The following is a 24,680-nucleotide window of genomic DNA, read 5'->3' on the forward strand; positions in this document are numbered from 1 at the left end:
CTCAGTAACGCATCACTGCACCGGCGAACGACAGGCCAGCGCCGGAACCGAGCATCGCGAACAACTCGCCACGCTGCAGCTCGCCGTGTTTGATCGCGTGGTGTAGTGCCAACGGGATTGAGGCGGCCATCTGGTTGCCATGGGTCTGCAGGATCCGCACCAATCTGTCCGCCGGAATTCCAAGCGCGACCTGTAGATGATCCAACGCCTTAACGCTGGCCTGGTGCGGGATGATCCGGTCAAGCTGCTCCAGGCCGATGCCGGCGTTGGCAAACAATCGATCCAGGAATGCCGGCAGCCGTTGCGCGGCGAGACGATAGGTGGCCCGCCCCGACATCTCGAACCGGGACGCGGCGGCGTGTATCTGGACATCGTCCTCGAACCGCACCCGGGTTCCGCCGGCCCGGATCTGGCAGAAGTCGGCGCCCTCGCAATGGGTTTCCATGTGCGTTCCAAGCAGGCATGACGCCTCGCCTGCATCGGCTTGCGCCAGCACCACGGCAGCACCGCCGTCGCCAAACAGCGCCGCGGTATCGGTGTCGTCCCAGTTCAGTCCTGCGGACGCAATTTCGCCGGCGACCAGCAAGACGCGTTTATAGCGTCCGGTTGCAATCGCCGACGCCACCAGGTCCAGCGCCACCAGGAAGCCCAGGCAGGTTGCATTGATGTCGAATGCGGGAATCCCGCTACCCTGCAGTCCCAGCTGGCGCTGCACCAGGGCGGCGGTACACGGGATGGCCTGCTCCGGCACCCCGGACACGCCGATGATCGCGTCCATGTCCGCCGCCTGCAGGCCGGCACGCTGCAATGCCGCCTGCGCCGCTTGCGCGGCCATCCACGAAGCGGGTTCGTCCGGACCGGCAAACTGGCGATAGGCGATGCCGACGTGGCGTTGCGTCCAGCCTGTCGGCTTGGCCCAACGTTGGTCGAACGACGTGGATTCAATACGCTGCGAAGGGACGTATTCACCAGTCCCGAGAATACGCAACGGGATCGCAGGGAGATGCGGAAGATCCATGCACGGACGCCTGGAAACGATGCAGCAAGCGTGTTCGCTTCGCCCTGAAGAGGCAAGCACGGGCTGCATAGATTCCTGGCGACGCTACATGACGGCTCAGGCGCGGGTTTGCGGCGAATCCGGATTCCTGAGCTGCGCCTCACGTTCCAGCAGCTCGCGCTTGCGCGCCACGCCCCAGCGATAGCCTGAAAGTGCCCCGTCACTGCGCACCACGCGATGGCAGGGAATCGCCACTGCCAGCGTGTTCGCGGCGCACGCAGCCGCCACCGCGCGCACCGAACGTGGCGATCCAATGGCTTCGGCGATCTGGGCATAGCTGGCGGTCTGGCCAGCCGGGATTTGTCGGAGCGCCTGCCACACGCGTTGCTGGAACGCGGTGCCGCGCACGTCCAGAGGCAAGTCGATTCCGATATTAGGTACTTCTATCAGTCCCACCACGCGTGCGACGAGTCGTTCGAAGGCGGTATCGCCACCAACCAGTTCCGCGCATGGAAAGCGATCCTGCAGTTCGTGCAGCAACGCATCCGCATCGTCGCCCAGCGCGATCGCACACACGCCCTTGTCGCTGCACGCAACCAGGATCGCACCCAGCGAACATTGCCCGACTGCGAACATGATCCGTGCATCCATGCCGCCCGCGCGGTACTGACGCGGTTGCATGCCGAGCATGGCGTCGGCCTGTTCGTAGAAGCGGCTGTTGGCGTTGTAGCCGGCATCGAAAATCGCATCGGTCACGCTGCCGCTTCCGGTTGCCAGCCGCGCGCGCACTGCATTCGCGCGATGGGCGTCGGCATAGGCCTTGGGGGTCAACCCGATGACGGCCTTGAACACGCGATGGAAATGATGCGGACTGAGACATGCGGTGCTGGCGAGCTCGTCCAGCGATGGCGCCTGTAGCGCGGCTTCGATTCGCCTGCACGCTTCCTCCACCAATGCGGCATGCCGCTTCAATACATCGGTGGAAGGATCGGGCTTCGTCTTGGCGCTCATTGCGATGTCACCGTGGTGATCTGACGCCACTCTAGCGAGGCGCGCCGGTGCACACACTCCGGATCTTGCGATTCATCTGGCTGCGCTGCGTTCATTTCACCTTGCGAAAGGTCAGGTTGATCCGCCGGGTGCCCAGTAGTTCATGCGTGCCATCCTTCACCGGCAGCACGCCATGGAAGCGCATGCGATCCACGCCGCCCCACACCACTATGTCGCCATGCGCGAGCGGCACCCGCAGCGTCTTGTCGCCACGGGCGAATCCGCCAAACAGGAATGTGGCCAGCAGGCCGAGAGAGACCGACACGATCGGCGCGACGCGGTCGTCCTCGTCGCGATCCTGGTGCAAAGTCAGGCGCGTGCCCGGCGTATAGCGATTGACCAGGCAGGCATCCGGCACGTAGCCGGGAAAGCCGGCCGCATCCGCGGCATCGGCGGCCAGTTGCAGAAACGCCGTGGACATCGGCGGCCATGCTCGTCCGCTATCCGGGTCGCGCGGATCATAACGATAGCCGCGGCGGTCGCTGCACCAACCGAATGGCCCGCAATTGGTCATCGCCACCGACATGCTGCGGCCGCCCGGCGTGACCAGTTGGCGGAATGGCGCCGATTGCTGGATATGTTCGATGTCGGCAAGCAGCGCAGGCACAACTGGCAATGCAAATCCGTGCAGCACACATGCCTGCGGGCCGAGCTCCGTGCGCGTGCCTATCGCCTGCGCTGCGAACAGATCCTGCATTAGCCAGCCGGCACGAACCCCACGCCAGCCGCAGGCTGCAGGAACGGCAACAACCAGTGGTCGAGCAGCAGGAACGCGAACAGCGCCATCAGGTAGATGATCGAATACTTGAAGGTGCGCATCGCGAAGAATTCATCCGGTGGATCCAGCAGCTTCCACGCATACCAGAGGAAGCCTGCGTCCAGCACCAGCGCGCCGGCGAGATAGAAGTTACCGCTCATCATTGTCGCCCACGGCAACACGGTGGCGACCACCAGCAGAACCGTGTACAGCAGGATCTGCCAGCGCGTGTAACTCACGCCATGGGTGACCGGCAGCATCGGCACCAGCGCGCGTGCGTAATCGGCGCGACGGAAGATCGCCAGCGCCCAGAAATGTGGCGGCGTCCACACAAAGATGATCAGCACCAGCAGTAGCGCGTATTCCCAATCATGCGGGCCCTGCATGTTGGTGACCGCGGCCCAGCCCAGCAGCGGCGGCGCCGCGCCGGCAATGCCGCCGATCACGATGTTCTGCGGCGTCGCCCGCTTCAGGAACTTCGTATAGACCACCGCATAACCGATCAGCGAGGCGAAGGTCAGCCAGGCGGTGATCTGGTTGACGCCCAGCACCAGCACCAGCATCGAAGCGGTCGCTAGCACCAGCGCGAAGACCAGCGCCTGTCGCACTGTCAGTGTCCCGGACACCAGCGGCCGCCATGAAGTGCGTGCCATGTTGGCGTCGATCCGCGCATCCAGGATCTGGTTGATCGCCGCCGCGCTGGCTGCAGCCAGCCAGATACCGAGCGTGCCGAGCACGGATTCGCGCAGCGGCGGCAATCCGGGCACCGCCAGGAACATGCCGATCACCGCAGTGAACACGATCAGCGCGACCACGCGCGGTTTGGTCAGGCTCCAGTAATGGCGGATCACGCTTGGGTTGGGGCTTACATTTGGGCTTGCGTTGGCCATGGCGTCAGTCCGGCGCCCGCACGCGCGCCAGCAAGGTCACCAGCACGAACAGCAATGCGGTCGCACCCGCGTTGTGCGCAACCGCCACCTGCAGTGGCAACGAAAGCATCACATTGGCGATGCCAAGGCCGACTTGAGTCAGCAGCAGGCCCAGCAACAGACCACCCCACCCACGCAGGCCAGGATTGCGCAGCATGCGCAGGGACACCGCCAGCAAGTGGCCGAATACCAGTATCGCCATCAACCGATGTGCTTGCTGGATCGCGATGCGCGCCGCGTTGTCGAGCACACCGCCTTCGTAGTCGACGCCAATGCCACGCCAGAGCACGAAGCCTTCGCGGAAATCAGTTACGGGCCACCACGCGCCGGCACATTTCGGATATTCCGGACCACAAGCCAATGCGGCGTAATTCGCGCTGGTCCAACCGCCAAGTGCGATCTGGATCGCGAGCAGAACGATGCCAATGATCAGCAGGATGCGCAGCTTTGGAGCATCGGCAATGCGAATCGGGAGGTTGGTGGCGCGCCACGCCATCCAGGTCAGCAAGGAGAACGTCAGCAAGCCACCGAGCAAATGCGCCATCACCACGATGGGTTTGAGCAGCCAGGTCACCGTCCACATGCCAAGCAGGGCCTGGAAGATGATGACCGCCAGCGTAAGCGTGCTGGCGCGGGAGAGATCCGTGTTCGACCAGCGCAGCACGCCGACCAGCAATAGCAATTCGGCGCCAATGGCCAGCCCGGATGCCGCGCCATGCAGCCCGCGCATATAGAGCGGAATCGCCAATGCGACTGCCATCGACGCACCAATGACCTGCAGCCAACCCTGCGGCCGCTTGCGCGTGGCCAGCAAGGCCAGGATGAGCACCAGCACGCCAAGCGAACCGGCAATCATGCGATGAAACTGTTCGCGCCAGGCCTTGCTTGGATCGACTGGACGGATCGCGATCGCGGCATGGTCCACGACCTGCCCGGCAGCGGTCGGCCATGCCACCTTGCCGTAACAGGTCGGCCAGTCCGGGCAGCTCAAGCCGGCATTGGACAGCCGCACGAAGGCACCGAACACGATCACGCAGGCCGCCAGCGCCACCGCCAGCCATGCAATGCGATGGAAGTGCCGGTACACCGACGGACGTGGGAGTGTTTGGTAGGTATTCGAGGTCATGCCACTCATCGCCGATCAATTCACCTTCAGCAGTCGCGAAAGATCCGTGCGCAGGTCGCCCGGATCGAAGCCCGGAGCGTAGCGCAAGACCACGAATCCGTTCGGATCCACCAACCAGGCCGCGTCATGGCCTGTCGCGCGATTGGCATTGGCCTTGTTATTCGCATGCTTGCCGCGTGGCAGTTGCGCAGGCAGCACCGCATCGACGCGCACGACATGTACCTCGCGCGGCATGGCGGTACCTGCCGGCGAAGCACCCACCCACAGCACATGCACGCGGTCTGCATCCTTGCCCATCAGCCGCCACACGGTATCGATCTCATGCAGCAGTTCTCTGCACTCGCCACTGCGTGCGCCATCACATTCGCGAGGCGCGACCACGATCCGCCATATGCGCGGCTCGTCGACCCAGCGATACGCGACCCCATTCGCAAGCGTCGGCGCGTATTCCCGCAGGTCGCCATAGGGCTGCAGCATTTCGCCATTGTTCTTCGAACCCTCCGGCCGCCAGCCGGAGAACCGCAGCAAGCCGGCCACCAGCATGCCGCCGAAGAACAGCACGAAGATCGCGATCAGCATGCCGCGATTGTGGCTACGCGCCTTGTCGGGATCCTGGCCCATCATCATCGGGACTTCCATGCTTTCAACGTCAACACCACCGCAACCACCAGCACAGTGAAGGCCAACGCGAACCATTGCACCGCGTAACCCAGGTGACGAGCCGGCGTCAGCGTATTCGGCAGGATCACCAGGTCGCGCACACCCGGCACCAGCATGACCCCGGCATCATCCTTGTTGCGTGCGGGATCCAGTCGCAACACGCGCGGGGAAATGCCTGCTGACAGTTTCAGCTCGCCTGCGATTGCAACCGGGTCGATGCGCGTCGCCAGCCAACGATGCGGACCTGACGCGGCCATCGCATCGCCATGCAGCAGCCCGCTGGAAGGCGGTGGCGCCAGCAGTCCGCGCACCAGTTGTGCTCTACCGACCGGGCAACCGAACACCGGCATGTCGCGCTTGCCGTCCAGCGGCCACCAGCCTGCATCCAGCAACAGCGCCTGCACCCCATCATCCGGCAGCAGCACGCAGTACATGCGCAGGCCGGGCTTGCCATCCTGGATCTGGTTGTCCAGCCATAGCGTGGCATTGGCCATGGCACCGCTGCCCATCGCCCAGTCGTAGGCTTGCGCACGCGCCGTGCTGGAGGCCAGCAGCAGCGGTTGCACCGACTGCGGCTTCAGTGCCTGCACGGCAGCGTCGAGCTTCGCCTGCTTTTCGTGCATGCGGTCGAGCTGCCAACGGCCCAGCCATGCAAACAACACGATGGTTGCAACGGCGAGCACCCAGCCGATGACCATTCCAAAACGCCGGGGACGACTCACGGCTGCCATAATGGGCACACGCCACATCGGGTCCGCATCGCGGAAATGTCCATGAACGATTCGCTGAAAACCCTGCTCATCGTCGGTGTCCTGATTCTCATTCTGTGGAACCTCGGCGCCGGCCTGTACTACATGCTGGTCGACAAGGGCCAGACCAAGCGCACCGTGAATTCATTGACCAAGCGCATCGCGTTGTCGGTGGCACTGATCCTGTTCGTGACCTTGGCCATCTGGATGGGCTGGATCACCCCCCATGGCATCGGCAGCAATCCCGGCTGACGCAACATCGATCGGGTTTCAATCGCGAAGGCCGGCATTGCCGGTCATTTTTCTTTTCCTGTCCGGCACTACGCAAATAGTCCGCGAGTATCTGGTGTTCCGGGAACCCCGTATTGGCAATCTGGACGATGCGCTGGCTAGGCGCAGCAAGCGCGCAAAGCGGAGTTGACTGACGCGTCAATGAGCATTTGCGCGCGCCTCTGCAACAACGCCAGCCCGAGTCCAGGAAGCCGAATCAGAGGACATAGACGAAGAGGAACAGGCCTAACCACACCACGTCCACGAAGTGCCAATACCAGGCCACTGCCTCGAACGCGAAATGGTTGTCCTTGGTGAAATGCCCACGTGCGCAACGCAGCCACATCACCGCCAGCATGATGGTGCCAAGGGTCACGTGCGCGCCGTGGAAACCGGTCAACATGAAGAAGGTTGAACCGTAGATGCCCGAGCCCAAGGTCAGGTTCAGCACGTGGTAGGCGTGGATGTACTCGGTCGCCTGGAAGTACAGGAACAGGCAGCCCAGCAGTACGGTCAGGCCCAGGAACAGCATCAGGACGCCGCGCTTGTTCTCTTTCAGGGCGTGATGGGCAATCGTGACGGTCATGCCCGACGTCAACAGGATCAGCGTATTCAGCAGTGGCAGACCCCAGGCCGGAACGGTCTGGTAGTGACCACCTACCGCACCCGGGCCATTACTTGGCCAGCCGCCGGCGAAGTTCGACCACAGCACGCTGTGCGTCGCCATGCCGTCGCCCTCGCCGTTGAGCCACGGCAAGGCGAACTGGCGCGCATAGAACAGTGCGCCGAAGAACGCGGCGAAGAACATCACCTCGGAAAAGATGAACCACACCATGCCCATCCGGAACGAAGTATCGACCTGCTTGTTGTAGCGGCCGGCCAGCGACTCGCGGATGACGTCGCCGAACCACTTGAACAGGATCGCCAGCAAGGCGGCCAGACCAACGAAGAACACCGTCCGGCCCCAGCTGATTTCATTCAACCAGCTGCCGAATCCCACCATGGTAGTGAACAGCGCGACGGAGGCGAATACCGGCCAGCGGCTGCCATGCGGGATGTAGTAAACGTCGGCGTCACTTCCGTGGTGATCGGCGGTATCGGCGTGGGCATTTGCCATGGTGGTGTCTCTTCCGGTGCTTCGATGTCTGGGACGAATCGTGTGGAAATCGTGTGGGATCAGGGTGCTGCGCGGGCCACGTCGGCTTTGGCGTTGCCCGCATCGCCCTTGGCGGAATGCAGTGCAGCGGTCAGGGCGTCATTCTTGTAGAACGTATACGACAGGGTAATTATCTTCACGTCGGCAGGCAGATCCGGATTGACGATGAAGCGTAATGGCATGTCACGCGACTCCCCTGCCTGCAGGGTCTGCGCGGTGAAGCAGAAGCACTCGGTCTTGCTGAAATAACCCGACGCGCGCGCCGGCGCAAGCGATGGGACAGCATTACCAACGATCGCACGGTCGCTATCGTTGCTGGCGAAGTACAGCGCCTCGTACTGACGACCAGGCTGCACCCTCAACGTGGCTTGCTCCGGCTTGAAATGCCAGGGCAACTTGGAATTGACCCCACCATCGAACTCGATGGTGACCCAGCGCTCCTGCTTGGACACGACATCCGCACGGACTTGTGCAGGCCCCTGCTCCAGGCGAACGCCGAAGACTTTCTGACAGGCGACCCGGTACAGCGGCACCAATGTGAAGGCGAATCCAAACGCAGCCAGCGCCACGCCGATCATCTTGCCAACACCCAGCTGCCGACCGGCACTCATTTGCCCAGCGCTCCGAGCAGCATGAATCCCACATACAAGGCCACGACAATCCCGGCCAGCAACCATGCCGTGCGCCGTGCGCCGCGACGGGCACGCTCAACTTGCATCGTGGATGGATTGTCCTGGTGGGTATTGGTCACGGCACTATTCGGTCAATGGGTGACGTCGCCATGGGCAAGATCGCCATCACGAATGACCGGCGGGGTGGTGAAGGTGTGGTGCGGCGCCGGCGACGGCACGGTCCATTCCAGCCCACGTGCGCCTTCCCATGCCCGCGCCTCGGCCTTCGGACCGTGCTTGAGCGACCAGTACAGGATGCCGAACATCAGGAACGGGGTGACGAACATGCCGAACGCGCCGATCGAGCTGACCATGTTCCAGTCCGCGAACACCACGTTGTAATCCGGGATGCGACGCGGCATGCCGGCCAGACCCAGGAAGTGCTGCGGGAAGAACAGCACGTTGACGAAGACGACCGACCACCAGAAGTGGACCTTCGCCCAGGTCTGGCTGTACATGCGCCCGGTCCACTTCGGCCACCAGTAATAGACCGCGGCGATGATCGAAAACAGCGCGCCGGTCACCAGCACGTAGTGGAAGTGGGCGACCACGAAGTAGGTGTCCTGGTACTGGAAGTCGGCCGGCACGATCGCCAGCATCAACCCAGAGAAGCCACCGATGGTGAACAGGATCACGAACGCCACCGACCACAGCATCGGCGCCTCGAAGGTCAACGAGCCCCGCCACATGGTGCTGATCCAGTTGAACACCTTCACCCCGGTCGGCACCGAGATCAGCATGGTGGCGAACATGAAGTAGATTTCGCCGCCCAGCGGCATGCCCACGGTGAACATGTGGTGGGCCCACACGATGAAGCTGAGGAAGGCGATTGCGGCCGTGGCGTAGACCATCGCCTGGTAGCCGAACAGCGGCTTGCGGCTGAAGGTCGGGATGATCTCGCTGGTGATGCCGAACGCCGGCAGGATCATGATGTAGACCTCCGGATGCCCGAAGAACCAGAAGATGTGCTGGTACATCACCGGGTCGCCGCCACCAGCCGCGTTGAAGAAGCTGGTGGCGAAGTACTTGTCGGTCAGCAGCATGGTTACTGCGCCCGCCAGCACCGGCATCACCGCGATCAACAGGAACGCGGTGATCAGCCAGGTCCAGCAGAAGATCGGCATCTTCAGCAGGTCCACGCCCGGGGCGCGCATGTTGAGGATGGTGGCGATGATGTTGATCGCGCCCATGATCGAGCTGATGCCCATCATGTGGATGGCGAAGATCACGAACGCCAGGCTGTTTCCGCCCTGCAGCGAAAGCGGTGGATACATGGTCCAGCCGCCGGCGGGCCCACCACCATTCATGAACAGGGTCGACAGCAGCAGCGTGAAGGCGAATGGCAGGATCCAGAACGACCAGTTGTTCATGCGCGGCAGCGCCATGTCCGGCGCGCCGATCTGCAGCGGCACCATCCAGTTGGCCAGGCCGACGAAGGCCGGCATGATCCCGCCGAAGATCATCACCAGCGCGTGCATGGTGGTCATCTGGTTGAAGAATTCCGGATCGACGAATTGCAGACCGGGTTCCGCCAGCTCGGAGCGAATGATCACCGAGAACGCGGCGCCGATGATGAACATGATGAAGCTGAACACCAGGTACAGCGTGCCGATGTCCTTGTGGTTCGTGGAGAAGAACCAGCGGTCGATGAAACCCTGCTTGTGCGCGTGGTCGTCGTGCTCGTCGTGGTGCGCGGCGTAAGCCATGTCCTGAACCTCGGTAATCGATGCTTGGATCAACCGGCAGCCGCGGCGTCAGCCGGGGTCTGCTCGGTCTTCGGGGCGGTGCTGACCGCGGCGGGTTCGACAGCAGCCGGGGCTGGTTCAACTGGTGCGGCGGCAGGCGCAGCTTCCACGGCGGGCGCAGGTGTCCGCTTGGCCTGTTCGGCAGCCAGCCAACTCTTGAACTCGGCCTTGCTCACGGCCTTGACAACGATCGGCATGAAGCCATGGTCCTTGCCGCACAGCTCCGCGCATTGGCCGCGGTAGATCCCGGGGGTTTCAATCTTGGCCCATGCCTCGTTGACGATGCCCGGGATTGCATCCTGCTTCCAACCCAGTGCCGGCACCCACCACGAATGGATCACGTCGTCTGCGGTAATGACAAACCGGACCTTGGTGCCGACCGGCAATACCAGCGGATTGTCGACATCCAGCAGGTAATGCGGGAGGTTGGCGGTGCGTGCATCCACGCCGCTCTGGCGAACCTCGTCGCTCTTGCGATCCAGACGGCTGGTGAACTCCACGTCCTGACCCATGTATTCGTACTTCCACACCCACTGGTAGCCGGTGACCTTGACCGACATCTCGGATTCGCTGGTGTCATACATGCGCATCAGGCCGCTCGTTGCCGGGAACGCCAGTGCGATCAGGATCAGCACCGGCACCACCGTCCAGATAACCTCGGCGGTGGTGTTGTGGGTGAATTGCGCAGGAACTGCACCCTTGGACTTGCGGAACGTGAACATCGCATAGGCCATCACGCCGAACACGATGATGCCGATCGCCACGCACGCCCACAGCACGAACATGTGCGCATCGTAGGCGGCGTTCGCGGTCGGAGTGACGCCACGCGTCATGTTCAGTTGCCAGCGGTGCGGGTCGGCGGATTGAGCCTGCGCCAGCATCGGCAATGCCAATGCGCCGGCCAGCGCGCCTTGCATGGCCCATTGTTTGATACGACCGGGTGTCATCACATCGAGCCCCACTACCTTGAATACTGAGTCTGCAGGTTCGCGCACGTTTCGTCGCAAACCCCGCCATGGTCTTGTTCTGGTGTCTTGCTTTGGTCTGGTTGCATGCATGCCCCAACCAGCCTTTGGACAGGCAAAGGGCCGGGTACATCCATGAAATGGTAGCTGCGGGGCCCGATTGCGGCAACCTGCATGCGTGCCGACCATGATCCACGGCACTACACTAAGCGCCCCAACGGCAGCCTGCGGGCGTAATGAGCACTGACCCGACCCCCCGATTGTCAAGCGCGGCGCCAAGCACGTGGCCAATTGCGTCCCCGATAGCGCCGATCCTGGCCCCGGAGCTTGCGGCAAAGCCGGAAGCGAGCCGAGCCGCAATCACTGCAGGCTGGATTCGCGACGAAAGCGTTCATGTGCGCGAGCTGCTGGCGCAGGCCGCCCTGCCAGAGGCCGAACGCGAGGCCGCCCAGGCCACCGCAGCCGACCTGGTGCGCCGGGTGCGCGCGCGTGCCCGCAGCCAGGGCGCTGTCGAGGCCTTCATGCGCCAGTACGACCTGGGCAGCGAGGAAGGCGTGCTGCTGATGTGCGTGGCCGAAGCCCTGTTGCGCATCCCGGACCCGGCCACCGCCGATGCGTTGATCCGCGACAAGCTGGGCGATGCCAACTGGAAACGCCACCTCGGGCAATCGGACTCAGTGCTGGTCAACGCCTCGACCTGGGGACTGATGCTGACCGGCAAGCTCGTCGACCTCGCCGATGACACCAAACGCGATGTAAACGGCGCTTTCCAGCGCCTGGTCGGACGTGCGGGTGAGCCAGTGATCCGGCTGGCGGTGCGCCAGGCGATGAAGATCATGGGCCACCAGTTCGTGCTGGGCCGCACGATTGCCGAAGCCCTGGCGCGCGCGCGCAGGGGCGACGGCCGTGCTTATCGCTATTCATTCGACATGCTCGGCGAAGGCGCTGTGACCACCGCCGATGCGCTGCGCTATCAGGAGGCCTACCGCGGCGCGATCCATGCGATTGGCCGCAGCGGTCCGGGCGGCTCGTTCACCAGCGGCGATGTATTCGCGGCTCCCAGCATTTCCGTGAAGTTGTCGGCATTGCACCCGCGCTACGAACACGCCAAGCACGCGCGGATCATGGCCGAACTCGCGCCGCGGGTGCTTGAGCTGGCCCAGCTGGCCAAACAATACGGGATCGGCTTCACCATCGATGCCGAGGAAACCGAACGTCTGGAGTTGTCGCTGGATCTGATCGAAGCGACGATTTCCGATGTCTTACTGGCCGGCTGGAATGGCTATGGGCTTGCGGTCCAGGCCTACCAGAAGCGCGCCCCCCAGGTCATCGACTATCTCGCCGATCTTGCACGCAGGATCGGTCGCCGGATCCCGGTGCGCCTGGTCAAGGGCGCGTACTGGGACGCCGAGATCAAGCGCGCGCAGGTCGATGGCCAGGCTGGCTATCCGCTCTTCACACGCAAGCAGAACACCGACGTGTCGTACCTGGCAAATGCGCGCAGAATGCTCGATGCCGGCGATGCGATCTATCCGATGTTCGCCACCCACAACGCGCAGACGATCGCCAGCGTGCACCGGATGGCACGCAGCATTCGAGGTCGCCGTGACTTCGAATTCCAGAAATTGCACGGCATGGGCGACGACCTGTATGCCGAAGTCATTCCAGCGGAGCGACTTGATGTCGCCTGTCGCGTGTACGCGCCGGTGGGCAGCCACGAGGATCTGTTGCCGTACCTGGTCCGCAGGCTGCTGGAAAACGGTGCCAACTCCAGCTTCGTCAACCGTATCACCGATGAAAACGTGGCGATCGAGGACCTGATCCGCGATCCGGTCCAGGCAGTGGCCGCATTCAATCCAATCCCGCACCCCCGCATCCCGCTGCCGGTCAATCTGTACCGCAGCCAAGGCCAGGACCGAGACAATTCCATGGGTATCAACCTCGCCAACGACGACCAGCTGCGGGAGCTCGCAGCCGCCCTCAACAATGCCGGTGCCGGCAGCTGGACCTCGGCGCCACTGGTACCGGGCGCAACCTCCGCTGGCGAAAAAATCGCCGTCACCAATCCAGCTGACCGCCGTGAGGTCGTCGGCCATTGGCAGGCCGCCGACAGCGCCACGGTCGAACGCGCGCTGGCCAATGCGGTCGCCGCACAGCCAGCATGGAATGCGACGCCCGCCAGCAGTCGCGCGGCGGTCCTGGAGCATGCCGCCGACCTACTGGAGGCGCGTATGCCGGCCTACATGGCGATGTGCACCAAGGAAGCCGGCAAGACCCTGGCCGACGGCATCGCCGAAGTGCGCGAGGCGGTGGACTTCATGCGCTATTACGCGTTGCAGGCGCGCGAACATTTCGTGCCGATGGTCCTGCCCGGACCCACCGGGGAAACGAATTCCCTGCAACTGTCAGGGCGTGGCGTCTTCGTATGCATCAGCCCATGGAACTTCCCGCTGGCGATCTTCATCGGCCAGGTTGCGGTGGCGCTCGCCGCCGGCAATAGCGTCATCGCCAAGCCTGCGGAACAGACCAGCCTGATTGGCCACGCGGCAGTCAAGCTGATGCACGAAGCCGGCATCCCGACGAACGTGCTGCAGTTCGTGCCCGGCGATGGCGCAACCGTCGGCGCGGCACTGACAGCGGACCCACGCGTCACCGGTGTGGTGTTCACCGGCTCCAACGCGACCGCACTGGCGATCAACCGCGCCCTGGCCGCGCGTGATGGCGCGATCGGTACGCTGATCGCGGAGACCGGCGGCCAAAACGCGATGATCGCGGATTCATCCTCGCTACCCGAACAAGTGGTCAAGGACGTGATGGGCTCGGCGTTCACCTCCGCCGGGCAGCGATGCTCCGCGGCGCGCGTGCTGCTGGTGCAGGACGACATCGCCGACAAGGTCATCCACATGCTGACCGGCGCGATGGCGGAACTGTCCGTTGGCAATCCCGGCCTACCCTCCACTGACATCGGTCCGGTCATCGACGACGATGCGCTGCGCATGCTGGACGCGCATGCCGAGCGCATGGCATCCGAAGCACAGCTGATCGCCATGACCCCGCTCGGCCCCGAGACCACCCACGGCACGTTTTTTGCCCCACGTGCCTGGGAACTGCACTCGCTGTCGCAACTGCATCGGGAGAACTTTGGCCCGGCCCTGCATGTAATCCGCTGGAAGGCCGAGGCGCTGGACGCAGTGATCGACGCCATCAACAGCACCGGCTACGGCCTGACCCTGGGCATCCATTCGCGTATCGACGCCACCATCGAACGCATCGTCAGCCGCACCAAGGTCGGCAACATCTACGTCAACCGCAACCAGATCGGCGCGGTGGTCGGGGTGCAGCCGTTCGGTGGCCAGGGCCTGTCCGGCACTGGCCCCAAGGCTGGCGGCCCGCATTACCTGCCGCGTTTCGCGACGGAAAAGACGGTCACCATCAACACCACCGCCGCGGGTGGGAATGCGTCGTTGCTGACATTGGGTGATTAAGGCCAACGGGCGTTCAGCACCCAACAAAAAAGCCCCGCTTTCGTGGGGCTTTTTCTTGTTCGTGTCACGTTGGATCAGAACTTGTAGCTGGCACCCACCGAGTACAGGTTGGCGCTGCCATCGAACGAGCCGGTCAGGCGCGAACCACTCGACGACAGGATATTCACGTTCGGCTTGTCGATGGTGATCTTCTGATACGCCGCATCGATCGAAATGTGCTCGCTGGCATGCCAGCTGAAGCCAACTGAATACAGCTGGCGATTGTTGTCGGGCAGGCGCGGAGTACGGTCGATGTTGTTGGTCGGTGACTCGTCCTTGGCGATGCCGCCGCGAATGGTGAACGCCTCGTTGAGGTCGTATTCCACGCCGACGCTGTAGAACATGGTGTTCTTCCAGTTGAACGGCTCGGCGCTGTCGGGCTGATAGGGATTCACGAAATCGATCACCACCGAAGGCAGCGAGGTCCAGCCGGTACGCTGGATGTCTCCGTAGAGACGCAGCACGTTGCTGGCGTTGTACTGCACACTGACAGTATCGATGCTTGGCGTGGTCAGCTTGGCATTGCCGCCCGTATCGGAAAAGCCGTTGCCCAACACCAGCAGCTGCGGAATTGCGGCGCGACGCGGATCATTGGCAGGCAACTGCGCATAGGCCGCGGCGACGGCCCGGAACCCCGGCTGTGCGCCGAGGAATGCAGCCGGCACCGTGAAGTCGGCTTGGCCCTTGATATTGTGGGTGATCTCGGAACGATGCGAGTAGCCGATGCTGAACTGATCGTTCGGGGTGAACTGCATGCCCGCGACCCAGCCAGTGCCGTTGTCGGCACCCGTGATCGAAACCGAACCATCGGTCACCGGGTTACCGATGGTGCCCCCCGGGACGCCGGCTGCGGCAAGCAGGCGACCGAAGTCGACCCCGTTGGCCAAGGTCACTTCGGTGCGCTGGTAGATGAAGCCGACACCCAGCGAGAAGGTCGGGGTGACCTTGTATGCGGCCGACAGGGTCAACGCGGGGGTCTTCACTTCAGACTTGGTGGCGTTGTAGCGGCCGACCCAGGTCGGATCGTACTCGGTGGACAGGCCAAACGGCGCACTGATGCTGGCACCGACGGTCAGGCGCTCGAGGCTGCCGCTGAGCGGAATCACCACGGCCATGGCCGGCACCAGGGTGGGGGCACCCGGATCGCCACCGTTACCGCCACCGATCGGCACGCATACCGTGGCGCTGACCGGGGTGCAGGAGCTGCCGGTGAACTTGGCGTTGAGGTCGATCACGGTCAGGTCCGACTGCATGGTCAGCTTGTCGAACTGGGCCATTGCAGCAGGATTGTTGGACACCACGGCGGCGTCCTTGGCGACGGCGCTGCCGGCACCGGCGCGGCCGAGTGCCTTGGCGCTGTTCTCGCGGAGCTGGAAGCCGGAGGCACTGGCCTGGCTAGCGGCCAGCGTGCCGAGGACGGCAAGCGCCAGCGCGGTAACGCGAAAACTACGGGAATTGGTCTTCATTTGGATCTTCTCCGGAAACACTAAGCTGCAGGGAGTGGGTTGTTGTTGTGGGTATCTGGTGCAAATCACGATCACATGAATTCCAACGCCGCTGCCGGGACCCTGCCGTGAGCAGGCATCCCCAAACATACTGCGCCGTATGCGAGATATCTGGGCGGCATATTAACCTGTCGCTAACATTTAATCATGAATACGCTACGAGTACAGTAGAGCTCATGTTCGTCGGCATCGACAACCGCAGGAAAGCCACGATCCGCTGGGCAACGCCCCTGCTGTTCGCCGCGCTTTGGCTCGCTTACGTCCTGGCTGCGATGCGCGAACCGGCATTGCGCGAAGGCACTCCACTGGACTGGGGCGTGCTGTCCGGCGGTCTGGACACGGTCGATGCATGGCGCGAGGCAATGGCCGATGGCAGTGTCCTGCGCCTGTTCTCTGCCCTGTTCCTGCATGCCGACTGGCTCCACCTGCTCGGCAACCTGGTATTCCTGCTGATCTTCGGCTTGCCCGCGGAACGCGTCATGGGTGGATGGCGGTTCCTGGCTTTGTTCCTGGTCGGCGGCGCGGCGGCCAATCTGGCGGCGGTGCTGGCCATCGAAGCCCCCGACCGGGTGATCATCGGCGCCAGCGGCGCGGTGTCGGCGGTGATCGGGGCCTATCTTGCGCTGTTCCCGGGGGCGCGGCTGGGCGTGGTGTTGCCGTTGGGGCTGTTCCTTGAATTCGTGCGGGTACCGGCATCGCTGCTGATCGGGCTGTGGGCACTGCTGCAGGTCGTATTCGCATATAGCGGCCCGGCACTCGGCGCAGTGGCATGGCCGGCACATATCGCCGGCTTCCTGTTCGGCATCGTGTTCGCCCTGTTGACCCGGGCGGCGATCGCACGCCGCCTGCGGCATAGCCGCGGCTACTGAGTTTTCGCGCCCACCTTCGGTTTCGATTTCGCCGGCAGCGGGGGGGCAACGGCCACGCCAGCCAGCTTCTTCAATTCCACCAGGGCGGCGGCAATCGGCGCCTGCCCGGGCAATACATCGCCAGCGTTGTCGCCTTCGAACACCTCGGCCTCTTCACCCTGCAGGTGGCGTGGCAATGCCGCTTCACTGACCGGGCGAGCAGCCTTGCCGCCGCCTTCAGGCTTGAGCACGATGTCGGGGACGATGCCCAGCGCCTGGATCGAGTGTCCGCTTGGCGTGTAATAACGCGCGGTGGTGAGTTTGACCGAGTCGCCATTGTCCAGCGGCAGCAAGGTCTGCACCGAGCCCTTGCCGAAGGTGCGACTGCCTACAACAGTCGCGCGCTTGTTGTCGTGCAGTGCGCCAGCCAATACCTCGGCGGCACTGGCGGAGCCAGCATCGACCAGCAGCACGATCGGCGCACCCTTCAGGAGGTCGCCCGGGGTGGCGTCGAAACGAGTGTTGCCGATCGCCTCGCGGCCACGGGTACTGACGATGCCACCGGAATCCAGCAATTCATCGGCGATCTGCACCGCGCCGACCAGCAAGCCGCCTGGATTGCTGCGCATGTCGATCAGCAAGCCGCGCAACAGGCCCGGCTTCTGCAGGGTGTCCAGTGCATGCACGAAATCCGTCGCTGTCGCTGCCTGGAAGCTGCTCAGGCGCACGTAGCCGAAGCCGGGTTCAAGCATCTTCGAACGCACGCTGCTGGTGCGGATGGTTTCGCGCACAAGGGTCACCTTGAATGGCTTGGGCGTGCCTTCACGCACCACCTCGAGCACGATCTTGGTTCCGGCGACGCCACGCAGCGGGGCCGAACTGTCGGCGTCGCCTGGTGCCAGCATCTTGCCGTCGAGGCTGATGATCCAGTCGCCACTGCGCAGTCCGGCGCGGTCAGCCGGGCTGTCGTCCAACGGCGCGATGATCCGCAAGCCGCCTTCAGGCAGCTGTTGCAGCTCCAGGCCGACGCCGTCGTAAGCGCCACGGGTGAACTCGTTGAAGTCCTCCGCGTCGGCTTTCTGCAGGTAGGCGCTGTGTGGATCGAGGTCCAGCAGCAAGCCGCGCACCGCCGATTGCATCAACGCATGATCGTCGACCGGATCGACATAGGCCTGCTTGATCGCGTTGTAGACCATTACGTAGCGACGGATCTCGTCCAGCGGCACCTTGGCGGCCTTGATGCGCACCGCATCGGGATCGTCGCTGGCGGCGACTTCGTCGGTCTTTTGGGACGCTTCTTGCGGGGATGCTTCTTGCGGCGATGCTCCCGGCCGGGATACTTCCGGCGCAGCGACCTGCGCCAGCACGTGTAATGGCGCGGCGCACAGTGCGGCGGCGATGACGATGTCTACCAACAGGACAGAAAAGCGGTTTCGCATGTTTCGCTCCAGTGGTTCATCGTGGTTCTGGTGTTCTGGCGTTCGACCAGCAGGCCCGGACGTGGTTCCTCGCATCGCGATTATTTGCCATGCTTTGGGACATGATGCAGGCAACCATGTGTCGTGTGTGTGTGCTTTGGGCGCGCCTGCACATTACTGATGCTGCAACCAACCGCGCGGATCGACCGGTTCGCCGTTGCGACGCAATTCAAAGTAGAGCGCAGGCAGTTCCTGGCCACCCGACTTGCCGACGCTGGCCACTGCATCGCCACGCTTGACCATGTCGCCGGCATCACGCAGCAGGCCATCGTTGTGCGCGTACAGGCTCATGTAGCCGTTGCCATGGTCGATGATCAGGATCATGCCGTAACCAGTCATCCAGTCGGCGAACACCACCTGGCCATCGGCCACCGCCTTCACCGTGGTTCCGGCCGGTGCCGCCACCAGCACGCCGTCGCTGCGGCGACCATCCGGCAGCTTGCCGCCGTAGGCCGCCAACAAATTCCCCGTCACCGGCCAACCCAATCCACCGACACGCAATGCAGGCGCACTGGCAATTCGCTTTTCAGGCGCCGTCGTGCGTCGGTTGCCGGCCGCTGCCTGCCGCGCGGCTTCGGCCTTGGCTTCACGCGCCGCACGCGCCGCCGCGGCGCGCAGTTGCGCAAGCAGGTTCTGCAGGGCCTTGGCATCGCGCCCCAAGGCATGCTCACGTCCGGCGCGATCCTTGTATTGCTCATCGAGCCCGGCCAGTACGCCGGCGCGTTGCTTGCGTGCCTGCTCCAGCTCGGACAACGTTGTCTGCTGCTGCTTACGGTCACGATCCAGCGCCACTTGGCGATCGGTGATCTCCTGCTCCAGCGCGTCGATCCGTAGCAGCTCCGCGGTCAACGCGCGGATGCGCTGGGCCTGGCCGCGTTGCAGGTAGCCCTGGTAGGTCAATGCGCGTTCGGCATCGGCGATACGATCCTGCGCGAGCAACGCCTTCAGTGGCGCTTCGTCGCCCGCGACCTGCGCCGCGCGCAGCAGTCGCGCCAGTTCCTCGCGCTTGCCATCGAGTTCTGTATTGCCCTTGATGCGTTCGGCCTGCAGCTTCTGAAGGCTGGCAGTGTCGCGCTGGAGGCTGGTCTCGGCTTCGCGCAGCGCACGCTGCACGCCACCAACCTGTTCGTCGGCCTGGCGCAATTTGCGGCTGGCATCGCCACGCTGGCCTTCCAGCTTGCGCCGCTCCGTGGCCACCGACTTCAGTTCGCTGCGCACGACTTGCAGCTTGCGCTCGGCATCGTGCCGATCCTGTACGGCCTGCGCATGCGCGCCGGCCACGAATGCCAATGCCAGTACCAACGCTGCGACGACGCGTTGCATCACATCGGCAACAGCAGGCTGCGACCGCTCATCGGCGCGGGTTGCGGCAGACCGAGCAGATCGAGCAGCGTAGGGGCGATATCGCGTAGTGCGCCACCATCGCGCAGCTGCACCTTACGTTCGCCTACATAAACCAGCGGCACCGGCCCGACCGTATGCGCGGTATGCGGCTGGCCGGTGATCTGGTCGCGCATGAGCTCCAGGTTGCCGTGGTCGGCGGTAACCAGTAGCGCACCGCCGACATGCCGCACGGCCTCGGTGATCTTGCCGATCGCCACATCCACCGCCTGCGCGGCCAGGATCGCCGCCTCAAGGATGCCGCTGTGGCCAACCATGTCCGGATTGGCGATGTTGCAGACGATGGCATCGAAGCGCTGCTGTTCGATCGCTTCGACGAGTTTGGCGGTCAGTTCCGGGCAGCTCATTTCCGGCTGCAGGTCGTAGGTCGCAACCTGCGGGCTCGGGATCAGGATCCGCGATTCGCCGGGGAACGGATCCTCGCGACCGCCGCTGAAGAAGAAGGTGACGTGCGCGTATTTTTCGGTCTCGGCGATGCGCAACTGGGTCAAGCCGGCATCAGCCAGGATTTCGCCATAGGTCTGGCGCAGGTCGTCAGGGGAGAATGCAACCGGCGCCGGTAGCTTGGCGTCGTATTCGGTCAGGCACACGAAACGCGACAACACCGGGCGCCGCGCATCGAAGCCCGCGAACGCCGGATCCACGAACGCCGCGGTCAGCTGGCGGGCGCGATCAGCACGAAAATTCATGAACACCACCGCATCGCCATCGCGCATTGGCTGCGCGCCAGCAAGTACGCCGTTCTCGATAACAGATGGCGCCACGAATTCATCATTCTCACCACGCGCATAAGCCTCGCGCAGCGCTGCCAGCGCATCGCCTGCATGCTGCTCGCTCTTGGCATCGACAATCGCGTCCCAGCCGCGCCGAACGCGCTCCCAGCGCTGGTCGCGATCCATTGCGTAATAGCGTCCGCCGACCGTGGCGATATGTGCGTTGCCGGCCTTGTCGCAAGCCGCCTGAAGCGCCCGCAGGCTGGCTTCGGCCGACCGTGGCGGGGTATCGCGACCGTCCAGGAACGCATGCACCGCGACGCGCGGCACACCTTCGCGACGAGCGAGTTCGAGCATCGCGAAAATATGTGCTTGATGGCTATGCACACCGCCAGGCGACAGCAGGCCCATCACATGCAAGGTGCCGCCGGATTGCTTGGCTGCTGCACACGCTGCACGCAACTCGTCATTGGCGAAGAAGCTGCCATCCTCGATCGCGGCATCGATCCGGGTCAGGTCCTGGTAGACGATGCGGCCAGCACCGAGATTCATGTGGCCGACCTCGGAATTACCCATCTGCCCGTCCGGCAGGCCGACATGGCGACCTTCGGTATGCACCAGCGTATGCGGGCAGGTGGCCAGCAAGTTGCGCCAGTTCGGCAGTTCAGCCAGTGCCAGGGCGTTGTCCTGGGTTTCCTCGCGATGCCCCCAACCGTCCAGGATCAGCAGGACGACAGGCTTGGGGCGGGCAGGAACGGGATTGGACACAGAAGCTCCATGACGGATGGGCGATGCCCGGTGGCGGGCTTGGTGCAGACTTGGGGCGATTGTAGCGAAGGCCTGCCAACACACGGCACTCCGACATCATGTCGACATGCATGTAAACCAAACCCGCGCTGGCCGCATCACAGCCTGCATCACGCCACGGAGTTCCGCATGAACCGTTCCCTTTTGTTCGCCGCCCTTTTTGCTCTGTCGGGTACCGCCGCCCTGTCTGGCACCGCCGCCACCCATGATCCTGCTGCGCAGGGCCATGGTCAGGATATCGACAAGGTCAACGGCAGCATCACCGCCGAAGCCGGCCAGGCGTATGGCGACCTGAGTACCGTCAACGGCAGTATCCGCATCGAAGCGGGCGCCCATATCGAGGCGGCGGAGACCGTGAACGGCAGCATCCGTGCCGACGACGATATCCAGTCCCGCTCGCTGAGCACGGTCAATGGCAGCATCCGCATGGGTGAACGCGCGCAGATCGACGGCAACATCGAGACTGTCAACGGCGGGATCTTCGTCGACCGCGGCGGCAAGGTGTCGCGCGGCATCGAAACCGTGAATGGCGCCATCGGCGTGGTCGACACCGACCTGGGTGGCGGCATCGTAACCGTCAATGGCGACATCACCGTGGGCGTTGGATCGCACGTGAAGGGCGGCATCCATGTCGAGAAACCCAACAAGGGCTGGAGCTTCCGGATTGGCAAGCAGAAAATCCCGCGGATCGTGATCGGCCCCGATGCCGTGGTCGAAGGGCCGCTGGTGTTCGAGCGTGAAGTGAAGCTCTACGTGCATTCCAGCGCCCGCATTGGCAGCCTGCGCGGCGCGACCGCGGTGCGCTTCGATGGCAACACGCCGCCGAAGGACTGAGTCCTGCACAGCACGTAGCCGCCAGCATGGATAGGTATCATGGTTAGAATCAGGGGACTCGAACTGGAGTTCCATGATGCGTCTTGCCATCCTTCCGCTCGCCCTGCTGGTGCTTTGCGCCTGTAGCCCTCGCAGCAACGACACCTCCACGACCGATGCCGGGGCGCAAGCGCCTGCAGCCGAAATGGCGGCGACCAGCGCCCATGAATTCTCCGCAGCCATCGATGCCGGGGACTTCGAGGAGCACGTCAAGACGCTTGCATCGGATGCGTTCGGTGGACGTGGCCCGGGTACACCCGGCGAAGATGCATCGATCGACTACATCAAGACCCAGTTCGCCCGTATCGGCCTGCAGCCCGGCAATGGCAGCGATTGGTTCCAGACCGTGCCGATGGTGGAAACCACGGCCGACGAGTCGACGTCGCTCAAGCTCGACGTGGCCGGCAAGCCTCAGGAGCTGAAGTTCGGCACCGACATGGTGATCGGCACACGCACAGGCCAGGCTGACATCAGCGTGAAAGACAGCCAGCTGGTATTCGTCGGTTACGGCGTGGACGCCCCGGAACAGGACTGGAACGACTACGCCGGCCTGGACGTGAAGGGCAAGACCGTGGTGATGCTGGTCAATGATCCCGGCTTCCACGTGCACGATGCCAAGATGTTCGATGGCAAGCGCATGACCTATTACGGCCGCTGGACATACAAGTTCGACGAGGCAGCGCGCAGGGGCGCCGCCGCCGCGCTGATCATCCACGATACCGAAGGCGCGTCCTACGGCTGGGACGTGGTGAAGAATTCCTGGTCCGGGCCCCAGTACGACCTACCCGCCAAGGACGATCCCGTACCGCGCCTGCCTGCGCAGGGTTGGATTACCGGCGATGCCGCCAAGACTCTGTTCACAGGCGCCGGGCTGGATCTGTCCAGGCTGCGCGTCGCTGCCAACAAGCGCGGCTTCAAGCCGGTCCCGATGGACGCCAAGGTCTCATTCGACCTGAAAAGCAGCAGCATCGAAAAGACCTCGCGCAACGTGATCGGCCTGCTGCCGGGCAGCGAAACCCCGGACGAAGCCATCATCTACATGGCCCACTGGGATCATCTGGGCACGCATGCTGGCGAAGCGTCTGCCGAGAACGGGGGCGACAACATCTACAACGGCGCCGTGGACAACGCGACCGGCGTCGCCGGGATTCTCGAAATTGCCGAGGCCTTCCGCAAGGCCCCCACGCCCCCCAAGCGCTCGATCCTGTTCCTGGCCGTCACGCTGGAGGAATCAGGGCTGCTGGGTTCCAAGTATTACGTTGCCCACCCGGTGATACCGCTGGACAAGACCGTCGCCGTGTTCAATATCGATGCACTGTCCCCGATCGGCAAGGCGCATGACGTCAGCGTGGTCGGCAAGGGCAGTTCGCAGCTGGAGGACGTGCTGAATACCGTGCTGGCGCAGCAACACCGCAAGCCGGTTGGCGAAGACAACACCGCAGCAGGCTCATATTTCCGGTCCGATCACTTCAATTTTGCCAAGGCTGGCGTACCCGCGCTGTATCTGGAGAGCGGCACCGACCTGATCGATGGTGGAACGCGTGCCGGCAAAGCCGCTGCCGAGGATTACAACAACCACCGCTATCACAAGCCGGGTGACCAGTTCGATGCCGCGACCTGGAAGGTCGATGGCATCATCCAGGATCTGGAAGCGTTGCAAACAGTCGGTGCAACACTCGCGAACGACGGCCAGTGGCCGAACTGGTACAAGGGCAATCCATTCAAGGCTGCGCGCGACGACATGCACCCGATACCTGCCACCGCCCACGCCGTCAGCAAGTAGTCCGCCACGCAACACGTCATGTTCACGGTCGCGGTCGCAATGACCACCACCCTGATCGGCTAGGCTGGCAGCTCCACCAAGGCCCGGAGGGCTCCCGATGTCTATCGCGTACTGGTGCATCCTGATCGCAGCCGCATTGCCCTATGCCTGGGTTTCAATCGCCAAGGCTGGTGGCGAGCGCTACAACAACCGTGACCCGCGCGGCTGGCAGGCCCGTCAGGAAAATCCACGTGGAAAACGTGCCTATGCCGCCCAGCTGAATGCATACGAGGCCTTCCCACCTTTTGCCGCCAGCGTGCTGATGGCGCAATTCGCACAGGTCGATGGCCAAAGAATCATCTGGCTTGCGATGGCATTCGTGGCATTCCGGATCCTGCACGGCATTTTCTATATCGCAGACTTGCATTCCTTGCGTAGCCTGGTGTGGTTTGGAGGCTTTGCTTCTGTCATTGGTTTGATGTTGTCAGCAGCGTTGAAAGTGGCGGGCTGATCCGATTACTACTTACTACGACTGACTGCCTTTCTGAATCACCAGGGCAGCCACCCCATCCCCGCAGCGATCCTTGTTCTGAGGTATCCGGCAGCGGCAGTCGTGATAACTGTTATGACTAAACAACAAACCCCCAGACCTGATGGTCTGGGGGTTTGTTTGGGATAAAGCCCCTGGCGATGA

Annotated in this window: 22 protein-coding genes; 6 read left to right on the forward strand and 16 right to left on the reverse strand. The window is 63.5% G+C overall.

What is annotated here, in order from left to right:
• Position 1 precedes the first annotated feature (1 nt).
• The 7 genes from PSV05_RS06195 to PSV05_RS06225 form a co-directional block, all read right to left on the reverse strand.
• A complete protein-coding gene (locus tag PSV05_RS06195) occupies positions 2 to 1,018 on the reverse strand; it encodes a beta-ketoacyl-ACP synthase 3 (RefSeq protein ID WP_300063085.1) in 1,017 nt (338 codons plus the stop codon).
• A 96-nt stretch (positions 1,019 to 1,114) separates the two neighbouring features.
• Positions 1,115 to 2,080, reverse strand: a complete 966-nt coding sequence (gene ada / locus PSV05_RS06200; RefSeq protein ID WP_300063154.1) for a bifunctional DNA-binding transcriptional regulator/O6-methylguanine-DNA methyltransferase Ada — start codon at positions 2,078 to 2,080, stop codon at positions 1,115 to 1,117.
• A gap of 19 nt (positions 2,081 to 2,099) precedes the next feature.
• Positions 2,100 to 2,744: a DNA oxidative demethylase AlkB gene (alkB, locus tag PSV05_RS06205; protein WP_300063087.1), complete on the reverse strand. Its 645-nt coding sequence runs from the start codon at positions 2,742 to 2,744 to the stop codon at positions 2,100 to 2,102.
• A complete protein-coding gene (locus PSV05_RS06210) occupies positions 2,744 to 3,694 on the reverse strand; it encodes a heme o synthase (protein WP_300063090.1) in 951 nt (316 codons plus the stop codon). Before PSV05_RS06210 ends, alkB begins: the two co-directional genes overlap by 1 nt.
• A gap of 4 nt (positions 3,695 to 3,698) precedes the next feature.
• Positions 3,699 to 4,859 carry a COX15/CtaA family protein gene (locus PSV05_RS06215; protein ID WP_300063093.1) on the reverse strand — a complete coding sequence of 387 codons (1,161 nt, stop codon included), beginning with the start codon at positions 4,857 to 4,859 and terminating at the stop codon, positions 3,699 to 3,701.
• Positions 4,860 to 4,874: 15 nt separating this feature from the next.
• Complete coding sequence (locus tag PSV05_RS06220; protein WP_300063156.1) at positions 4,875 to 5,483, reverse strand: hypothetical protein; 609 nt, start codon at positions 5,481 to 5,483, stop codon at positions 4,875 to 4,877.
• Positions 5,483 to 6,217, reverse strand: coding sequence for an SURF1 family protein (locus tag PSV05_RS06225; RefSeq protein WP_300063096.1), 735 nt, complete (start codon positions 6,215 to 6,217; stop codon positions 5,483 to 5,485). The genes PSV05_RS06220 and PSV05_RS06225 overlap by 1 nt, the downstream gene beginning before the upstream one ends.
• Positions 6,218 to 6,292: 75 nt before the next feature.
• Between PSV05_RS06225 and PSV05_RS06230 the strand changes: the two genes are divergently transcribed.
• A complete protein-coding gene (locus PSV05_RS06230; protein ID WP_300063099.1) occupies positions 6,293 to 6,520 on the forward strand; it encodes a twin transmembrane helix small protein in 228 nt (75 codons plus the stop codon).
• 235 nt (positions 6,521 to 6,755) lie between these two features.
• Here the strand turns inward: PSV05_RS06230 and PSV05_RS06235 are convergent, their stop codons facing one another.
• Genes PSV05_RS06235 through coxB form a run of 5 tightly spaced genes read right to left on the reverse strand, consistent with a single transcriptional unit; the run spans position 6,756 to position 11,027 of the window.
• Positions 6,756 to 7,655, reverse strand: a complete 900-nt coding sequence (locus PSV05_RS06235) for a cytochrome c oxidase subunit 3 (RefSeq protein ID WP_300063102.1) — start codon at positions 7,653 to 7,655, stop codon at positions 6,756 to 6,758.
• Between the two features lie 59 nt (positions 7,656 to 7,714).
• Entirely contained in the window at positions 7,715 to 8,305 is a 591-nt protein-coding gene (locus PSV05_RS06240) for a cytochrome c oxidase assembly protein (RefSeq protein ID WP_300063105.1), read from the reverse strand.
• A complete protein-coding gene (locus tag PSV05_RS06245; protein ID WP_300063107.1) occupies positions 8,302 to 8,445 on the reverse strand; it encodes a hypothetical protein in 144 nt (47 codons plus the stop codon). The genes PSV05_RS06240 and PSV05_RS06245 overlap by 4 nt, the downstream gene beginning before the upstream one ends.
• Before the next feature lie 12 nt (positions 8,446 to 8,457).
• Positions 8,458 to 10,071 carry a cytochrome c oxidase subunit I gene (ctaD, locus tag PSV05_RS06250; protein WP_300063109.1) on the reverse strand — a complete coding sequence of 538 codons (1,614 nt, stop codon included), beginning with the start codon at positions 10,069 to 10,071 and terminating at the stop codon, positions 8,458 to 8,460.
• 29 nt (positions 10,072 to 10,100) lie between these two features.
• Positions 10,101 to 11,027, reverse strand: a complete 927-nt coding sequence (gene coxB / locus PSV05_RS06255; protein WP_300063112.1) for a cytochrome c oxidase subunit II — start codon at positions 11,025 to 11,027, stop codon at positions 10,101 to 10,103.
• A gap of 359 nt (positions 11,028 to 11,386) precedes the next feature.
• Here coxB and putA point away from each other — a divergent pair, with 359 nt between their 5' ends.
• A complete protein-coding gene (putA, locus tag PSV05_RS06260; protein WP_300063158.1) occupies positions 11,387 to 14,560 on the forward strand; it encodes a bifunctional proline dehydrogenase/L-glutamate gamma-semialdehyde dehydrogenase PutA in 3,174 nt (1,057 codons plus the stop codon).
• Positions 14,561 to 14,634: 74 nt separating this feature from the next.
• On the opposite strand, the gene PSV05_RS06265 is transcribed toward putA, so the two are convergent.
• Positions 14,635 to 16,065 carry an outer membrane protein transport protein gene (locus PSV05_RS06265; protein WP_300063115.1) on the reverse strand — a complete coding sequence of 477 codons (1,431 nt, stop codon included), beginning with the start codon at positions 16,063 to 16,065 and terminating at the stop codon, positions 14,635 to 14,637.
• Between the two features lie 215 nt (positions 16,066 to 16,280).
• Between PSV05_RS06265 and PSV05_RS06270 the strand changes: the two genes are divergently transcribed.
• Positions 16,281 to 16,973 (forward strand): rhomboid family intramembrane serine protease, encoded by a 693-nt coding sequence (locus PSV05_RS06270; protein ID WP_300063118.1) that lies wholly within the window; start codon positions 16,281 to 16,283, stop codon positions 16,971 to 16,973.
• On the opposite strand, the gene PSV05_RS06275 is transcribed toward PSV05_RS06270, so the two are convergent.
• From PSV05_RS06275 to gpmI, 3 genes are all read right to left on the reverse strand, one after another.
• Complete coding sequence (locus PSV05_RS06275) at positions 16,967 to 18,391, reverse strand: S41 family peptidase (RefSeq protein ID WP_300063121.1); 1,425 nt, start codon at positions 18,389 to 18,391, stop codon at positions 16,967 to 16,969. The genes PSV05_RS06270 and PSV05_RS06275 overlap by 7 nt on opposite strands.
• 153 nt (positions 18,392 to 18,544) lie before the next feature.
• Positions 18,545 to 19,753: a peptidoglycan DD-metalloendopeptidase family protein gene (locus tag PSV05_RS06280; RefSeq protein ID WP_300063124.1), complete on the reverse strand. Its 1,209-nt coding sequence runs from the start codon at positions 19,751 to 19,753 to the stop codon at positions 18,545 to 18,547.
• A complete protein-coding gene (gpmI, locus tag PSV05_RS06285; RefSeq protein ID WP_300063127.1) occupies positions 19,753 to 21,312 on the reverse strand; it encodes a 2,3-bisphosphoglycerate-independent phosphoglycerate mutase in 1,560 nt (519 codons plus the stop codon). The genes PSV05_RS06280 and gpmI overlap by 1 nt, the downstream gene beginning before the upstream one ends.
• A gap of 168 nt (positions 21,313 to 21,480) precedes the next feature.
• Here gpmI and PSV05_RS06290 point away from each other — a divergent pair, with 168 nt between their 5' ends.
• From PSV05_RS06290 to PSV05_RS06300, 3 genes are all read left to right on the forward strand, one after another.
• Positions 21,481 to 22,185 (forward strand): hypothetical protein, encoded by a 705-nt coding sequence (locus tag PSV05_RS06290; protein ID WP_300063129.1) that lies wholly within the window; start codon positions 21,481 to 21,483, stop codon positions 22,183 to 22,185.
• 73 nt (positions 22,186 to 22,258) lie between these two features.
• On the forward strand, positions 22,259 to 24,007 hold the full coding sequence (locus PSV05_RS06295; protein ID WP_300063132.1) for a M28 family metallopeptidase: 1,749 nt from the start codon (positions 22,259 to 22,261) through the stop codon (positions 24,005 to 24,007).
• A 97-nt stretch (positions 24,008 to 24,104) separates the two neighbouring features.
• Positions 24,105 to 24,497: an MAPEG family protein gene (locus PSV05_RS06300; RefSeq protein WP_300063135.1), complete on the forward strand. Its 393-nt coding sequence runs from the start codon at positions 24,105 to 24,107 to the stop codon at positions 24,495 to 24,497.
• The last annotated feature ends 183 nt before the right edge of the window (positions 24,498 to 24,680 follow it).

The sequence above is a fragment of the Thermomonas sp. genome, assembly GCF_029945965.1.
Taxonomy (GTDB): domain Bacteria; phylum Pseudomonadota; class Gammaproteobacteria; order Xanthomonadales; family Xanthomonadaceae; genus Thermomonas.

What these genes read in the sequence shown, in the direction of transcription:
- PSV05_RS06215 (WP_300063093.1), bottom strand. Translation starts at nt 4,859, where the DNA reads ATGACCTCGAATACCTACCAAACACTCCCACGTCCGTCGGTGTACCGG.
- PSV05_RS06270 (WP_300063118.1), top strand. Translation starts at nt 16,281, where the DNA reads ATGTTCGTCGGCATCGACAACCGCAGGAAAGCCACGATCCGCTGGGCA.
- ctaD (WP_300063109.1), bottom strand. Translation starts at nt 10,071, where the DNA reads ATGGCTTACGCCGCGCACCACGACGAGCACGACGACCACGCGCACAAG.
- coxB (WP_300063112.1), bottom strand. Translation starts at nt 11,027, where the DNA reads ATGCAAGGCGCGCTGGCCGGCGCATTGGCATTGCCGATGCTGGCGCAG.
- PSV05_RS06280 (WP_300063124.1), bottom strand. Translation starts at nt 19,753, where the DNA reads ATGCAACGCGTCGTCGCAGCGTTGGTACTGGCATTGGCATTCGTGGCC.
- PSV05_RS06265 (WP_300063115.1), bottom strand. Translation starts at nt 16,065, where the DNA reads ATGAAGACCAATTCCCGTAGTTTTCGCGTTACCGCGCTGGCGCTTGCC.
- PSV05_RS06235 (WP_300063102.1), bottom strand. Translation starts at nt 7,655, where the DNA reads ATGGCAAATGCCCACGCCGATACCGCCGATCACCACGGAAGTGACGCC.
- PSV05_RS06275 (WP_300063121.1), bottom strand. Translation starts at nt 18,391, where the DNA reads ATGCGAAACCGCTTTTCTGTCCTGTTGGTAGACATCGTCATCGCCGCC.
- PSV05_RS06225 (WP_300063096.1), bottom strand. Translation starts at nt 6,217, where the DNA reads ATGGTCATCGGCTGGGTGCTCGCCGTTGCAACCATCGTGTTGTTTGCA.
- PSV05_RS06230 (WP_300063099.1), top strand. Translation starts at nt 6,293, where the DNA reads ATGAACGATTCGCTGAAAACCCTGCTCATCGTCGGTGTCCTGATTCTC.
- PSV05_RS06295 (WP_300063132.1), top strand. Translation starts at nt 22,259, where the DNA reads ATGATGCGTCTTGCCATCCTTCCGCTCGCCCTGCTGGTGCTTTGCGCC.
- PSV05_RS06220 (WP_300063156.1), bottom strand. Translation starts at nt 5,483, where the DNA reads ATGATGGGCCAGGATCCCGACAAGGCGCGTAGCCACAATCGCGGCATG.
- alkB (WP_300063087.1), bottom strand. Translation starts at nt 2,744, where the DNA reads ATGCAGGATCTGTTCGCAGCGCAGGCGATAGGCACGCGCACGGAGCTC.
- PSV05_RS06300 (WP_300063135.1), top strand. Translation starts at nt 24,105, where the DNA reads ATGTCTATCGCGTACTGGTGCATCCTGATCGCAGCCGCATTGCCCTAT.
- PSV05_RS06240 (WP_300063105.1), bottom strand. Translation starts at nt 8,305, where the DNA reads ATGAGTGCCGGTCGGCAGCTGGGTGTTGGCAAGATGATCGGCGTGGCG.
- PSV05_RS06290 (WP_300063129.1), top strand. Translation starts at nt 21,481, where the DNA reads ATGAACCGTTCCCTTTTGTTCGCCGCCCTTTTTGCTCTGTCGGGTACC.
- PSV05_RS06195 (WP_300063085.1), bottom strand. Translation starts at nt 1,018, where the DNA reads ATGGATCTTCCGCATCTCCCTGCGATCCCGTTGCGTATTCTCGGGACT.
- PSV05_RS06210 (WP_300063090.1), bottom strand. Translation starts at nt 3,694, where the DNA reads ATGGCCAACGCAAGCCCAAATGTAAGCCCCAACCCAAGCGTGATCCGC.